Genomic DNA, 14,353 nt, shown 5'->3' with positions numbered 1-14,353 from the left:
CCATGCCTCACCCCGACCGTCGTAGCGGCCGGCGATCAGCTGTCGCCTGCGCCTAGACGCTGCGCCCGCGCAACAAGCCCTTCTGGCGCTGGGCCGGGGCACTCACCGGAAACACTGCCTCGGTGGGGATATAACGGGCCAGCAGCCCGGCCGCCACCTGACGCTGACGTTGATTGGCGCTGCTCAAGGCCCGCACACAGGCGCCTTCGCTGAAGGGCTCGCCGAGCAGGTACGCGCTGCCGGTTTGCAGGCTGGCGCTGTGCTTGTTCAGCCACCCTTGCACCAGGGTCGGCTCTGGCCAGGGCAGGCTTTCGTCCGGATCCATGGCCACATTGCCGTCCTGCGGGTCATCGCTGGGCCCGGCGTCGAAGTCCGGGCTGTCGCGCCGTTCCAGGTCATGCAAGGCCAGATCGACGCCAGTGATCAGGCTGAACGCCTCCCCCGCCGCCCGCGCCATCGGCAGGTCGTGCATTTGCTGCAGCAGCCAGGGCAAGGCCACCGGGTCACCGAACAGGCCGGTGGCCTTGATGGCGATACGACGCTGTTGCGGCACTTGGGTCATGCGGCGGATCCAGGCCATGCTGGTCTCCCGTGGCAGCCAGGCGAGCGCCACGTGCAGCGCGCGCTCCTGATAGCGGCCAGGCTGTTCGGCAAACTGTTGCAGCACCGGCAACGCTTGTTCATCGCCCATCTGCGCGGTGGCCCAGTTGCTCCAGAAACGCAGCGCGTCATCGCTGTGCAGACGGTGCAAACGAATCGGCTGCATCAGGTCGCGACGGCGCAGTTCGCCCGCCGTTCTGGCGGCACGGGCGAGCACGCTGGGGTCGCTGTTGCCCAGTGCCGAGAGCAAGGCCGGGCCCGGGTCGTGGCGGTGCATCCCGCAGGCAGCCAGGCCCAGACGGCGAAACAGCGGTTCGGGCGATGCCAGCAAGCGCTCTACCCACGGCTGTACCACGGCCCAGTCGAGCCAACCGAGGGCGGCGGCAAAATACCGCTCGCCCTCCTCACTGGTGCGCAGGTGTTCGCCGAGGCTCGACAGCGCCGGGCTATTGCCCATGCGAAAGGCCAGCACGGTGGCGGCGAATACTTCGCCACTGGCCGCCGGGCGCAGCTGTTCGAGCAGTAGATTGAGGCCCTTGAGGCCAGCGACCTGCAGGCCGTCGAGGTGCGCGTCGATGCGGTTGTCGAGGGTGGCCAGGTGAGAGAGGTCGTAGTTCGGCGCGCCCACGGCGTAGTCGCGCAGAATCGCGAGGAAGCTGGCTTCTTCGGCGTGTTGCTCGAGAACCAGTGCGATCATCCGTCGATCCGCGTCCAGGTGCTGCCGTCGAAGGCGACGATGGCTTTGCTGGCAATGCTCCACAAGGCGCCATCGGCCGCACTCAGGTGGAAGCACGATGACGGTTGGGCATCGCCAAAGTCGACCAGCTCCAGCTGGTCGTTCACCAAGCGATACACCGCCAGCATGCTTGAGGCATACAGGGCGCCGTCGAACCAGGCCAGGCTCCACAGGTCTTCGTCCACGCCTTCTTGTTCCAGCACTTCCCAGGTGGCGTTGCGCCCGCGCAGCAGGGTGCCGCCTTGGCCGGCGATGTACACGAAGCCGTCTTCGGCGCAGCACAGGGCGGTGAGAATCAGATTGGTGGGGCTGTCGCGCTGCACCCAGCGCTTACCGCCGAACTCCCAGATTTCGCCATTCCAGCCAGCGGCGTAGATTTCTTTGCTGGTAAAACCGCCGATGGTTTCGAAGCCGACGATTTCTTCGTCCTCGGCGGGCGGGCGAGCACCGGTATCCAGGGCGCGCCAGTCGTTTTCATCGTGACGACGGTACACCTGGCGGTCCATGCCACAGGCATAGGCGACGCCTTCGACGGCGCAAACGCCGCGCAGGTTGCCCCGCCCGGAAATGCCGGTTTCTTCGTCGTCAGGAATCTGTTCTTCATGGGTATCGCCCGAGCCCAGCACCAGCACATTGCCGCGCGCGCCGAGAAACAACGCCTGCTCGAGTGGCGTGTGCACCAGGGTGGCGGCGACCACATCCCAGGGCAGCAAATCATCGTCATCATCGCCGACCCGCCAGGTGCCGGCATCCCATTCGGTGACATAGGAATGGGTCACGCGGTTGTCGCGCATTTCATCGGACACCGAGGCCACGTAGGCCAGGTCGTTGTAGCGCACCACGCCAGTGACGTAAGAAAACAGGTCGGTCCATTGGCTAGTCATAACAGGCTTCCTCAAACTGAATTAACGCCCGCCTCGACCGCGGGCAGCAGCCAGCCGCGCATTGCGGGCAGCGATGGAACGGTTGGCGGCGGTGACGTCGGTCTGCCCGGTCTCCACGGCCTTGATCGGGGTGCGGTCATTGATGCCGCATTGCTTGTGGTAATGGTCCAGCTGCGCTTCGGTGCAGGCTTTGGAGCATTTGGACTGCGGAAACACCTTGGCCATCGCGGTCATGGCCTGGGTTTTGGCGGTCTTGTAGGTGGTTTTTTTCGCGGTGAATTTGGCGCCCTTGCTGGTGGTCAGCTCGCCTTTTCGCGCCCGCGACGAGGAGGCGCTCTGGAAGGTGTGCATCAAGCCGTGGGTGCCAACGTTCTGGTTGACCCCTTCGGCGCACACGCACGGCGCTTTGTTCTCGTTGTAGTTGGAAATGCCTTTGAGCGGGGTCGAGCCCTTGCCGCCGCGGCCGACGTCGTGCAAGGCGCTGGCCTCCACCAGGTGGTGCGCGGTTTGCTGCGGGCAGCAGCCGCTGGGCTTGTAGGGTTGCAGGGCACAGCGGCGGGCCGACAGACAGCTACTTGCCGCCGATTTGTCTGCCACCCGATCAGCTTCCGGGCTGCTCTTTTTGCCAGACGGTTTCACTTTCGGGCCGAGCGCCGAGCAGGCGTCTTTAGTGCCTGCCGGCTTGAACTCTTTGCAGGCGTTTTGCTCTTTTTTGATTTCTTTCGAACAGGCCGAGGTGCCCGCGTCCACGGCCGCTTTATCGAGGTACGGCCAGGGCGGTGTATTGGGCCCTTGCGAGGCATGGTTGTGGGTGGTGAGGTCGAAGTTGCGCACCACGTTTTCGCCTTCGAACTTGACGTTCATCGACCACGCGGTGAAGTACACCTTGCCCTTGATCTTGCTGGTGATGATGCCTTTTTTCGGCGCGCAGCCAGCCTCGTCGCCATAGCTGGTCTTGAAGTAGCTCTTGTCCTTGAGCATCACTTCCTTGCCGGTGATTTTTACCGTGCGAGTGCCGCTGGTGGTGTCGCTGGCCATGCCGGTGTTGGGATACGGAATCGGCACGCCCATGGGCGTTGGCGGTGCTTGCGGCGGGGTGAAACACACGTCCGGAAAGCTCGCCACCGACTTGCCATTGGCCGACTTGCAGGAGATCTCCATGCTGTTGGCATAGACTTCGTTGGCCATCAGGCAGCCCTCACTGTCTGGTAGCTGAGCAGCACGGCGGCGCGCTCACCGGCGTCGTTACCCAAGTGGCAAAACACATTAGGCCCATCGCCATAGCCCTTGCGACTGGCAGCCAACGCCACGGCAAGCATGGCCGGGCCAATGGCGGCGCCGCACTCGCCGATGCAATCGGCCGGGTGCCAGAGGTGGAAGTCCGCTTTGCGCACCCGCAAGGTGCGGCTCAACGCCAAGGCAGCTTCCTTGAAGTAATACTGTTCGCCGGAAATATCGGTAAGCCGGTAATCCATGGCTTCCAGGCCGCAGCCCGCCTCGGCCAGGGCTCCGCGAATGGCCTGTGCCAGGCCGTCGGCGCGCAGCGGCATGTCCTCGGCTTCCACCGTGGCTTTTTCCATGCCGAAGCCCAGGCCGACACACAGCAGCTGCGGCTGCGAGTCATGCACCGGCGCGGCGATCACCACGGCAGCGGCGCCCTCGCCCGGAATAAAACCGTTGGAGTTCTCGCTGGTCAGCAAGCGCTCGCGCCGTTCATAGGCGCTCAGGGTGTTGGCGTTGAGAAAGGTATCGACTCCGGCGATCAGCACATGCCGATGACCGCCACCATGGATCAGCTTGCGTGCGTTCAGCAGCGCCACCGCGCCACTGACCCGCCCCCGGGCGATCACGCTGGAAGCGGGGTGAAATCGCACGCCCAGTTCCTGCTCCACATCCTGCAGCAGGCTCATATCCAGATCGGCCAAACGACCGGGGCGCTCCAGTTCGGACACCCCCAGCAGCAGCGGTGTGTCTTGCACCTTGATACCGGGCACTTGCTGCAGGGCTTCGCCAATGGCCCGAGCGGCCATCTTCACCAGTTTCTCGCGGCCCCGGCAGGCCAGTTCCAACGGCACCGTGGCTGCCAGTTGCCACTCACCGCCCTGGTCCATAAAGCGGGTTTCCTGGAAGTTATCGATGGCGCAGCGAATCGCCGCACAGCTGGACGGTGCATCCAGCCCGACGGCGCTGACCATGCCGCTGCCGACAATACAAATAGCCGACATCAGTTATCGTCCTCGGTGGCGCGGCCGGCATGGGCCAGCGAGGGCAAATGCTCCTTGCCCAGCTCGCGGGCTCGCCACCAGCCACGGGACATTTCGCCCACCAGCACATCGCCGATCTCGAACAGGTTTTTCTTCAGCGCCCTGCTCGCCCGCCACGTCACTTCCACAGTGCCGGCATCGGTATCAATCACCAGCGTGTCGATCACCGCCTGCACGGTTTCATGCCCGCCTTTTTTCAGAAAGAAGGTCACCGGCACCTGCTGGGTTGGCACCTTGAACCCCGCCCGCTCCTGGCGGGTCAGGCACAGCAGCAACACATCCTCACCGCCTTTGAGGTGCTGGGTCTGCTGGTCCAGTGGCGCGGCCTGGTAGTAGCGGTTGTCGAAATCGGCCGGCAAAAACGGAAAGCAGTCGGCCAGCCAGGCGTCGTCGTAGGTGCCGGCAAAACCGATGCGCGGAGGCCAGCTGCGGCCTATGGGACCGAGGGCCATCGGGGTGAAGTCGCCGTGGGGCGAGTCCACCGGTTGGCCGAGCATTTCGGTATTGGGCATGGGCATGCCGACGATGTCGGCGGTGCCGCTGCTTTTCGGAAACCAGCCGCGCCCGCAGGTGTTGGCCGGGTAGCCGTCATTCAGTTCGGGGTTGTTGGCCACCGGCACGCTGCCGCCAAAGGCATGGCTGTAGCCGATGTCTTGTTCGGTGAACGGCTGGGCCACGCCGGCCCCCGCGCCGATCAAACCCGGCTGCCATTGGCGCGGGCCGTACACGGTGAATGCCTTGCTCACCCGCCCCACTCGAATGCCGGCCGTGAGCTGCGTCACCGGCCGCCCTTCAGGGGCATAGGCCTTGCCAATCACCAGCACATCGCAAAACGGTTTGATCGGGGCGAAGTCCATTTCCCGCAGCGGTGCCGACAGGCCGGGCTCACCGACGTATTCGTCGGCCATCAGCAACGGCCGTTGCACCGTGGCCAAGGTGGCTTCGCGGCCATCCAGCGGCAACTCGAAGGTGCCCTTGGCGATGACCACCAGCGACTCGCGGCCATCCGGGGCCAGGCCTTGGGTGTAGGCAGCGACCAATGGGGTCGCGTTAAGCAGTTCCATGACGGGCTCTTCTAGTTGATCTGCACCGAACCGCCTTTGATGCGGTTCACGCCCGAGGAGCGGCTGGACAGGTAGGTGCCGCGCATAATCACTTTGCCCTCGCGGGTCAGGGTGATGCTGGCTTTGCCGCAGCGCAGGACGATTTCCTTCTCGGCGGTGAACTCCAGGCGCTCGCCATCAATATGGGCAACAGCCACCGCTGGCGCGGCTTGCGGCAGGCGCTGGATACGGCCGATCACCAGCGGCTGAGTCGGGTCGCCGCCAACGAACATCAGCGCCACCTGGGTGCCGATGTCGTCGCGGCTGAGCTGGGTGGTGGTGGTCGCGGCGATGCCGGTTTCACTCGGGCAGCCGGCAAACGCCACCACGGGCGAGGCGGCTTGCGGCACGTCGAGCAAAATGCCAATCACCACGCCATCCAGGCGCGTAGCAACGGCTGGGGTGAACTGCTGGACCGTCATGGGTGTACTCCGTCCGAGCCTGGGCTCAGTTCTGCAAAATTTTCTGACCTTTGACCACCACGTTCTTGCTGGCCTTGATGTTGATTGCGCCAGAGCCGTCGATGGTGATGTTCTTGCCGCTGATGACGATGGTGCCGTCCTTTTTCATGCTGATGCTGGCAGCGCCGGTGGTCAGGGTGATGGAGTCGCCGGCATCCAGGCTGAAGTGCTTGCCGACCTGCACGCTGTCGTCCTTGCCGACATCGGTGCTGCGGCTCTGGCCCACGCTGCGGCTTTCGTCTTTGCCGATGCTGGTGGTCTGGTTGCTGCCGATACTGATCTCTTCGTTGGAGCCGACGTTTTCGGTGCGGTTGGCGCCAATGGTGATCTTCTCGTTGCTGCCGACATCTTCGGTGCGGTTGCTGCCGATGCTGATGGTCTCGTTACTGCCGACCTTCTCCGTGCGGTTGCTGCCGATGCTGATGTCTTCGTTGGCGCCGACGCTCTCGGTGCGGTTGGCACCGATGGTGATCTTTTCGTTGCTGCCGACCTCTTCGGTGCGGTTGACGCCGATGGTGATGGTTTCGTTGTTGCCGACCTTCTCCGTGCGGTTCACCCCGATGGTGATGGTCTCGTTGTTGTCGACGGTTTCGGTGCGGTCGTGTTTGACGTGCACGGTCTCGTCATGGTCGATGGTTTTGGTGCGGTCGTGGCCTACCCAGTGGGTCTCGTCGTTCTCGACTTCGATGTCCTGGTTTTTTTCCGCGTGGATAAACAGCTGCTCGCTGCCCTTTTTATCTTCCATGCGAATTTCATTGAAGTTGGCCGGCGAGCCGCCTTTGCTCGACCGGCTTTTGGTACCGCTCTGGGTGGCGTTGGCGGGCAGTTCGTAGGGCACTGTCTGCTCGGCGTTGTAGACCCGGCCGGTGATGATAGGCCGGTCGGGGTCACCTTCGAGAAAGCCGACTATCACTTCCTGGCCAATCCGTGGAATCTGGATCGAGCCCCAATTCTTGCCGGCCCAGGACTGCGACACGCGCATCCAGCACGAGCTGTTTTCGTTGGACTGGTCGTGGCGGTCCCAATAGAAATGCACCTTCACCCGGCCGTACTGGTCGGTCCAGATTTCCTCGCCCTTGGGCCCGACCACCATCGCCGTTTGCGGCCCCTGGACGATGGGCCGCACGGTGATCGGTTGCGGGCGAAACGCCTGGCTGGCGTCCATGCAATCGAGGTGGCTGACGAACTGCTGCTCGGCATCCTCGAAACCGGTTTCGTAATGCTCCTGCACCACCTTGTAACGGGCGCCGACCACCAGGTATTCGCGGTTCTGGTCGCCACGCGGGTAGCGGGTCAGGCTGAACAGATGGCCGGAGCCGATGCCGCGCGCCGTGCCGCGCAATTGCACGCGCTCGTATTGGGTCTGGATCGCTTCGATGCGGGTGCGTGCGTAGTGCTCGCCGTCGCCGCTCTGCACGTATTCGCCGGGGTAGTCGTACAGCGGAAACTCGCTGGCGGTGTGCGGCCGGCTGATCACCGAGCGCACTTCCAGGCGCGCGCTGGGGCGCTGGAAGTCGTAGTCATTGAGCGCCAGGGAACCGGGCTGCACTTCGTGGCTCAGGTGCCAGTCATCAATATGGTCGAGCTCGCGCTGCTCCGCCGTGGGCGGGTAGAACGGCACGCTCTCGTAACCGGCCGCTTTGCTGTGGGCGCCGTAAGCGTCGGCGAGCACCAGCACATGGCGACCTTTTTCGTGGCGGAAGAAGTAGTAGATACCCTCCTGCTCCATCAACCGGCTGACAAAGTCGAAGCTGGTTTCGCGGTACTGCACGCAGTATTCCCACTCGCGGTAGGAGCGGCTGAGGCTGTCTTCGAAGTCGGAAAACCCCAGGTCGCGGAACACCTGCTTGATGATGTCCGGCACCGTGCGGTTCTGGAAAATCTTGCAGTCCGAGGTGCGCGACATCAGCCACAGCCACGGTTTCAGCGTGACCCGGTAGACGGCGAACTGGCCGATGCCGGCGCCCTGGCTGGCCCGCGCGACAATGCCATGGAAGTGGCGCTTGCTGCCGTCCTGCAATTCCATGGTCACACCCATGGGTTTGCCCAGCAGGCTGTTGAGGGCCAGCGAGGTGTTTTCCGAGACCAGGTTCAACTCGTAGTCGAACACCCGCCCCAGCTCCTCGATGCCATCCAGCTGGCGCAGCACCAGGACGTCGCTGCCCAGTGGGCTGTCGACCTGCACCAGGCGCGTGTTTGTGGTTAATGCCATATGCGTTTCTCGCCGGCCAACGGGTTACACCGCCGCGCCGAAGTCGTATTTGAAATCACTGCCCTCACGGCTGATGCGCACCGCTTGCAACGGCTTGCCTTCGAGCAGGCGGGTGAGGAATTCACGGCTCATGTCCGGCAGCAAGGTGTTGGTCAGAATGGTGTCGATCATCCGCCCGCCGCTTTCAGTCTCGGTGCAGCGCTCGGCAATCAGCGCGATCACGCCGTCGTCGTAGTCGAACGGCACCTTGTGGGTGGCTTCCACGCGCTTCTTCACCCGTTCCAGTTGCAGGCGGGCGATGGCTTTGATCATGTCGTCGCTGAGCGGGTAGTAGGGAATGGTCACCAGACGGCCGAGCAAGGCCGGCGGGAAAATCTTCAGCAGCGGCTCGCGCAAGGCCTTGGCGATGGCGTCGGGCTCGGGCATCAGTTCCGGGTCGTTGCACAGGCTGGAAATCAACTCGGTGCCGGCGTTGGTGGTGAGCAGAATCAGGGTGTTCTTGAAGTCGATCACCCGGCCCTCGCCGTCTTCCATCACGCCCTTGTCGAACACTTGGAAGAAGATCTCGTGCACGTCGGGGTGGGCTTTTTCCACTTCGTCGAGCAGCACCACGCTGTAGGGTTTACGCCGCACCGCTTCGGTCAGCACACCGCCTTCGCCGTAACCGATATAGCCCGGTGGCGCGCCCTTGAGGGTGGACACCGTGTGCGCTTCCTGGAACTCGCTCATGTTGATGGTGATGACGTTCTGCTCACCGCCATACATGGCTTCGGCCAGCGCCAGCGCAGTTTCGGTTTTGCCCACGCCGGAAGTGCCGGCAAGCATGAACACGCCAATCGGCTTGCTCGGGTTGTCGAGGCCGGCGCGCGAGGTCTGAATACGCTTGGCGATCATCTCCAGGGCATGGTCCTGGCCGATGATGCGTTTTTTCAGGTATTGGGCCAGGTTGAGCACGGTTTCCAGTTCGTTGCGCGCCATGCGTCCCACCGGAATACCGGTCCAGTCGGCTACCACCGAGGCCACGGCCTGGTAGTCGACAATCGGCAGAATCAACGGCGACTCACCTTGCAGCGCGGCCAGGCGAGTTTGCACATCCTGCAGGCGGCTGTGCAGCTCGGCATTCGGTTCGACAGGTGCCGGCTCGCTGCTGGTGGCGTCTACCGCTTCGGCAGCGGCGCGCAGTTGGGCGCGGATGTCGAGCAGTTCATCCACCAGGGCTTTTTCATCGGCCCAGCGGCTTTCCAGGCCGCTCAGGCGCTCGCGTTCTTCGCCGAGCAACGCTTGCACGTTGTTCAGGCGCTCGCCGATCACCACGCCAATCGCCTGCTCGCGGCCGATGATCGCCAGCTCGGTTTCCAGCGCTTCGATACGCCGGCGGCTGTCGTCCACCTCCGCCGGCACGGCGTGCAGGCTGATGGCGGTACGGGCGCAGGCGGTGTCCAGCAGGCTGACGGATTTGTCCGGCAGCTGACGCGCCGGAATATAGCGGTGCGAGAGTTTCACCGAGGCTTCCAGGGCTTCGTCGAGAATCTGCACCTGGTGGTGTTTTTCCATGGTCGAGGCCACGCCACGCATCATCAGAATGGCTTTGTGCTCGGACGGTTCCTCCACCTGCACCACTTGGAAACGACGGGTCAGGGCCGGGTCTTTTTCGATGTGTTTTTTGTACTCGGCCCAGGTGGTGGCGGCCACCGTGCGCAAGGTGCCACGGGCCAGGGCCGGTTTCAGCAGGTTGGCGGCGTCACCCGTACCGGCGGCGCCACCGGCACCCACCAGGGTGTGGGCTTCGTCGATAAACAGAATGATCGGCTTGGCCGAGCTTTGTACGTCTTCGATCACCGAGCGCAGGCGCTGTTCGAACTCGCCTTTCATGCTCGCGCCGGCCTGCAGCAGGCCGACGTCGAGGGCGCGCAGCTCGACATCCTTCAAGGCCGGCGGCACATCGCCGGCGACAATGCGCAGGGCGAAACCTTCGACCACCGCGGTTTTACCCACGCCGGCTTCACCGGTGAGAATCGGGTTGTTCTGGCGGCGGCGCATCAGCACGTCCACCAGTTGGCGGATCTCGTCGTCACGGCCCACGATGGGGTCGAGTTTGCCGCTACGGGCCTGTTCGGTGAGGTCAACGGTGAATTTTTTCAGCGCTTCCTGCTTGCCCATGGCGCCGGGGGCGATGGCGCCGCTGGCCTCGCCCGGTGCCGCGCCGGCATTAAAGCCGTCACTGGCGCTGAGGGCGTTTTCCGGCGAGTTGCCGACATACTCGGCAAACCGTTCGGTGAGGGCTTCGATCTTGATCTTGTCGAACTCGGCCGACAGCGCCAGCAAGCCATGGCGCAGGCTCGGCGTCTTCAATACGCCGACGATGATGTAGCCGGTGCGCACCTGGCTTTCGCCGAACATCAGGCTGCCGTAGACCCAGGCGCGCTCCACTGCTTCTTCGACATTGGAGGACAGGTCGGTGATCGAGGTCGAGCCGCGCGGCAGGCGGTCGAGGGCCTCGGTCAGGTCACGGGCAAGGCGCGCCGGGTCGAGGTTGAACTGGCGCACCAACTGATGCAGGTCGGAGTCCTGCAGCTGCAGAATCTGGTGAAACCAGTGGGCCATCTCCACGTACGGGTTACCGCGCAACTTGCAGAAAACGGTGGCCGCCTCAATGGCTTTGTAGGCAAGGCTGTTCAGCTTGCCGAACAGTGCAACCCGGCTGATCTCACTCATGTTCCATCTCCTTGTTCGGGCGTTGCAGCAGCCGGTCTCCGGCGTACTGGCTAGCCAGCAGTAAATCCTTGGCATCCCCGCCGGGGTGACCCAGCCAGGCGTTGAAACCCAGCCGCGCACCGCCGGCCAGGTTCAGAGGGGGTATTTCGTCGTGGCTGAGCACCAGGTTGACGTCCCAGTCCAGCTCCTGGCCCAGGTACTCACCGACCCAGGCCGCCAGTTGCCGGAACAGCTCGCCACCGGGCAACAGGCGCTCGTATTTGGCCAGCGGCATCGGCCCTAAGCGCAGGCGGAATTTATGCTGGCGATCCCACACATGGGTGCCCAGGCACAGGTCCTGACCGAGGGTGCTGGCCTGCGCGCCGAGGCGACTGCGCTCGGGCAGTTCCAGCCATTGGCCGACGTACTCTTGCACCGCCACCGGCAGCTCGAAGTACTCGCCGAGAATCACCTTGAGGCCGTCCGGATACCGGGTCGGCGCCGACAGATGCCCGGTGTAGTAGTAACGCGCCTGATCGGGAATCGGCCCCTGGCCCAGCAGGCTGTCCATGCCGCGCCCGGACAATGCCGCCAGGCGTGCCGACCAGTAGTCATCATCCGGCCGGTCGTGGCTGACCGATGGCCGTGCCTCCGCCCACGCCCGGTAGAACAGGGTCAGCAGGCGGTGGTGGAAAATATCCATAAAGCGTTTGAAGCCGGGGTCGTTCTCGTTGCGCTGGCGCTCACGGGCGTATTCGGTGAGGTGCAGCGGCAGCGGTCCGTTGGGCCCGGTGAGGCCGAAGAAGAACTGCTCGACCCGTGGCGGCACGCCATCGCTGGCCGGTTCCACCACCGACAGGGTCGAGGGCGCAAAACCGCAATCCGGGGTTTGCCCCAGGCGCAGCGGATCATCGGCCAGGCGCACCGAATGGCCGAGCCGGGGTTTGTCCCGGGCTTCCGCTTCGATACGGCGCAACGCCTGGAAGAAATCATGCTCCCAGGGTGCGGCCGCCATCGCGGCGAGCGTGTTCAGAGGTTCGGTCGGCATCCGGGTTTCGCCTGCCAACGCATGATCTCGCCGCGCTCGGTGGTGCGCAGCACGGTTTCGGTAAAGCTGTTCACCGACACATAGCGGGTGAGGAAACGCTCGAACACCGCACCCAGCAGGTACACGCCGGTACCGCGGAAGGCGTTTTCGTCGAACTCCAGGCTGATCTCCAGGCCACGGCCAAACACGATCGGCCCGGGCATCGGCAGGCGCCGGGTGCACGGTTTGGCGCTGACCTCACGCAAGCCTTCGATCTGCAACTGCAACGCCGAATCAGTCGGGTCGCCATACAGGCGCAGCAGCTCACGCAAGGCGGCGGCGCCCTGCCCCTGTTCGGACAACGACAGGTAGTTCAACGACAGCTGGCTGATCAGGCGCCAGGCGCTGGCGTCATGGGCGCGACTGGCACGTGGGCGGCTGGGGCCGGCCAGGCAACGCACGTCGAGCACCGGCGCGCTGTCTTCCAGGCTGAAATCGCTTTTGCTGGTGCCCACCGGAATGAACAACGCCAGGTCGCGGTTGGTGCACAGCGCGGTGATGCCCAATTGGCGCAGGTCGTGGCGGTACGGTGCCTGGTTGGCATCCACCAGCGAGACAAAGGTTTCACTGCCCACATAGGTGGAGCGCGGGCCACTGCGCCGCTGCGTGCTGGACAGCCGACGCGGTTCCCGGCGAACGATGTAATAGGCCTGCTCGCGGCCATAACGCGACGGATCACGCACCGCATAAAACGGCTGGAACGGTTGCTCGGGGCCGGTGCCATGGCCGGTGACGCCGGTCAGCGAATGGATTTCGAAATCCATCGGCCGGGTGCGGTCGGCAATCACCTGGTGTTCGTTGACCCGCTCGCTCAAGTGGATGCGGTCGGCGCGGCGCGGGAACAGGTTGATCGCCGGGGTGCAGAACGGCACGAACTGCTCGGCACTGACGGTGCCCTCCAGCGTGGCGTCGTGCTTGTTGAACAGAATGATCAGGTCCAGCTCATTGCCGGCGCAGCGTTGTACCGAGCGCTTCAGTTCGGCGAATTCGACGAACAGAAAACGGTTCGGCAGGGCGAAATATTCCTGCAGCAGGCGGTAGCCCTGGAAGGCCCGTGGCACCACTGGCAGCAGCGCGTCTTCGTCATCGAAACCGCGCGAACGCAGGGCACCGGGCGGCAGGCGTTCGACCCAGTCGCTACCCGGAGCCTGGGCAAACACCGCACAGGCGTTGCCGAGCAGTTGTTCATACAGGCGGAACGGCTGCTCGTCGGCACCGTGCAGGTACAGCGGCAGGCTTTCCAGGCTGAGGCTGTTGAGCGGCAGACCGGCGCCACTGCGCAGGCGAATGCGCAGCCCGGCCTTGGCCTTCGGCTCGCTGGCAGCCAGGCGGCCAAGCACGGCTGCCGGGTTGCCAAAGTAGTCGGCACTGGCCACTTCCAGCGGCCAAAGGGTGACGGCATGGGCGGTGCGGTATTCGCAGGCAGTCTGCTCTTCGCGGCCGAGCACACCACGCAACGGCGCATTGCGCTCGATGGTGAAACCGCTGCTCAGCGAACCTTCATTGGGGTCGGCGCGCAGTTGCACCACGGTCATCGATGGCGTTGGCGCCAGGTAATGCGGGTAGGCGATTTCCAGCAGGTTGTGGGTGAAGGTCGGGTATTCGGCGTCCAGCTTCAGGTGCACCCGCGCCGTCAGGTAGGCGAAGCCTTCGAGCAAACGCTCGACATAAGGGTCGGCGCAGTCGACACCCGACAGCGTCAGGCGGCTGGCGATCTTGGGAAATTCGCTGGCGAACTCGGCGGCACTTTCGCGGATATGCGCCAGTTCCAGGTTGTAGTACTCGAGCATGCGTGGGTTCATGGCCGTCTCCGCTGCTCATTGGGCACGATGCGCACGTGGCCGGTTTCCAGGTCGAGGTTGGTGGTCAGCAGCAGGCGCAACGGCACCGGCAGTGCCCACAGGTCGCCTTCGATTTCGAAGGCCAGGGCGTTGTGGTCCATGCCCTCCTCCAGCAGCCGCGCTTTCACCTGCAAGGTGGAACGCAGAATGCGCGGTTCGAAGGTGGCGATGGTTTGTGCAATCAGGCTTTCGATGGCATGCACGTCGATATTCGACAGGCTGCGCCCGGCCAGGGCCGGCAAGCCGTAGTTGATCACCGAGCTGCCGGCAGGTATCGCCGCAGCGGTTTCCACGTCGAGCAGTGAGGTGGTGTTGAACAGCCAGGTCAGGTCGCGCAGCACCGAGGCCTTCAGTTGGCTCATCGACAGCACGCGCTTGTCGGCGCTCTCGGTGGGATTGCCCCGGTCGTTGTCTTCCAGGCGATCCAGCAGCGAGGGTTGCAGGCGCTCCTGCAGCGGCGGGCTGGCCATG

11 protein-coding genes are annotated in these 14,353 nt (G+C 64.1%); all 11 read right to left on the bottom strand.

Annotated features, from left to right (window positions below; all coding sequences use genetic code 11):
* Positions 1 to 52: 52 nt before the first annotated feature.
* The 11 genes from C8K61_RS00615 to tssE are packed head-to-tail and all read right to left on the bottom strand — an operon-like array spanning position 53 to position 14,352.
* Positions 53 to 1,297, bottom strand: coding sequence for a TIGR02270 family protein (locus C8K61_RS00615; protein WP_108094168.1), 1,245 nt, complete (start codon positions 1,295 to 1,297; stop codon positions 53 to 55).
* Complete coding sequence (locus C8K61_RS00610; protein ID WP_108094166.1) at positions 1,294 to 2,220, bottom strand: hypothetical protein; 927 nt, start codon at positions 2,218 to 2,220, stop codon at positions 1,294 to 1,296. The genes C8K61_RS00615 and C8K61_RS00610 overlap by 4 nt, the downstream gene beginning before the upstream one ends.
* 21 nt (positions 2,221 to 2,241) lie before the next feature.
* Positions 2,242 to 3,408 (bottom strand): HNH/endonuclease VII fold toxin-2 domain-containing protein, encoded by a 1,167-nt coding sequence (locus tag C8K61_RS00605; RefSeq protein WP_108094164.1) that lies wholly within the window; start codon positions 3,406 to 3,408, stop codon positions 2,242 to 2,244.
* Positions 3,408 to 4,445: a hypothetical protein gene (locus C8K61_RS00600; protein ID WP_371919955.1), complete on the bottom strand. Its 1,038-nt coding sequence runs from the start codon at positions 4,443 to 4,445 to the stop codon at positions 3,408 to 3,410. Before C8K61_RS00600 ends, C8K61_RS00605 begins: the two co-directional genes overlap by 1 nt.
* Positions 4,445 to 5,548 (bottom strand): DUF2169 domain-containing protein, encoded by a 1,104-nt coding sequence (locus C8K61_RS00595; RefSeq protein WP_108094161.1) that lies wholly within the window; start codon positions 5,546 to 5,548, stop codon positions 4,445 to 4,447. Before C8K61_RS00595 ends, C8K61_RS00600 begins: the two co-directional genes overlap by 1 nt.
* Positions 5,549 to 5,559: 11 nt before the next feature.
* The gene (locus C8K61_RS00590) at positions 5,560 to 6,009 is read right to left on the bottom strand and encodes a DUF6484 domain-containing protein (protein ID WP_108094159.1); all 450 of its coding nucleotides are present in this window, start codon (positions 6,007 to 6,009) and stop codon (positions 5,560 to 5,562) included.
* 25 nt (positions 6,010 to 6,034) lie between these two features.
* Complete coding sequence (locus C8K61_RS00585; protein WP_108094157.1) at positions 6,035 to 8,260, bottom strand: type VI secretion system Vgr family protein; 2,226 nt, start codon at positions 8,258 to 8,260, stop codon at positions 6,035 to 6,037.
* Positions 8,261 to 8,284: 24 nt separating this feature from the next.
* Positions 8,285 to 10,975: a type VI secretion system ATPase TssH gene (gene tssH / locus C8K61_RS00580; RefSeq protein WP_108094155.1), complete on the bottom strand. Its 2,691-nt coding sequence runs from the start codon at positions 10,973 to 10,975 to the stop codon at positions 8,285 to 8,287.
* Positions 10,968 to 12,020 carry a type VI secretion system baseplate subunit TssG gene (gene tssG, locus C8K61_RS00575; protein ID WP_108094153.1) on the bottom strand — a complete coding sequence of 351 codons (1,053 nt, stop codon included), beginning with the start codon at positions 12,018 to 12,020 and terminating at the stop codon, positions 10,968 to 10,970. Before tssG ends, tssH begins: the two co-directional genes overlap by 8 nt.
* On the bottom strand, positions 11,984 to 13,843 hold the full coding sequence (tssF, locus tag C8K61_RS00570; protein WP_108094151.1) for a type VI secretion system baseplate subunit TssF: 1,860 nt from the start codon (positions 13,841 to 13,843) through the stop codon (positions 11,984 to 11,986). Before tssF ends, tssG begins: the two co-directional genes overlap by 37 nt.
* The gene (tssE, locus tag C8K61_RS00565) at positions 13,840 to 14,352 is read right to left on the bottom strand and encodes a type VI secretion system baseplate subunit TssE (protein WP_108094149.1); all 513 of its coding nucleotides are present in this window, start codon (positions 14,350 to 14,352) and stop codon (positions 13,840 to 13,842) included. Before tssE ends, tssF begins: the two co-directional genes overlap by 4 nt.
* Position 14,353 lies beyond the last annotated feature (1 nt).

Origin of the sequence: Pseudomonas sp. GV071, assembly GCF_003050835.1 — a bacterium.
In the GTDB taxonomy this organism is placed as follows: domain Bacteria; phylum Pseudomonadota; class Gammaproteobacteria; order Pseudomonadales; family Pseudomonadaceae; genus Aquipseudomonas.
Note: the sequence above shows the minus strand (reverse complement) of the source record. Positions and strands in the feature narration are given on the sequence as shown.

Excerpts from the sequence above, each read along its gene's own strand:
- tssH (WP_108094155.1), bottom strand. The coding sequence starts at position 10,975 with ATGAGTGAGATCAGCCGGGTTGCACTGTTCGGCAAGCTGAACAGCCTT.
- C8K61_RS00615 (WP_108094168.1), bottom strand. The coding sequence starts at position 1,297 with ATGATCGCACTGGTTCTCGAGCAACACGCCGAAGAAGCCAGCTTCCTC.
- tssE (WP_108094149.1), bottom strand. The coding sequence starts at position 14,352 with ATGGCCAGCCCGCCGCTGCAGGAGCGCCTGCAACCCTCGCTGCTGGAT.
- C8K61_RS00610 (WP_108094166.1), bottom strand. The coding sequence starts at position 2,220 with ATGACTAGCCAATGGACCGACCTGTTTTCTTACGTCACTGGCGTGGTG.
- C8K61_RS00600 (WP_371919955.1), bottom strand. The coding sequence starts at position 4,445 with ATGTCGGCTATTTGTATTGTCGGCAGCGGCATGGTCAGCGCCGTCGGG.
- tssF (WP_108094151.1), bottom strand. The coding sequence starts at position 13,843 with ATGAACCCACGCATGCTCGAGTACTACAACCTGGAACTGGCGCATATC.
- C8K61_RS00595 (WP_108094161.1), bottom strand. The coding sequence starts at position 5,548 with ATGGAACTGCTTAACGCGACCCCATTGGTCGCTGCCTACACCCAAGGC.
- C8K61_RS00585 (WP_108094157.1), bottom strand. The coding sequence starts at position 8,260 with ATGGCATTAACCACAAACACGCGCCTGGTGCAGGTCGACAGCCCACTG.
- C8K61_RS00605 (WP_108094164.1), bottom strand. The coding sequence starts at position 3,408 with ATGGCCAACGAAGTCTATGCCAACAGCATGGAGATCTCCTGCAAGTCG.
- C8K61_RS00590 (WP_108094159.1), bottom strand. The coding sequence starts at position 6,009 with ATGACGGTCCAGCAGTTCACCCCAGCCGTTGCTACGCGCCTGGATGGC.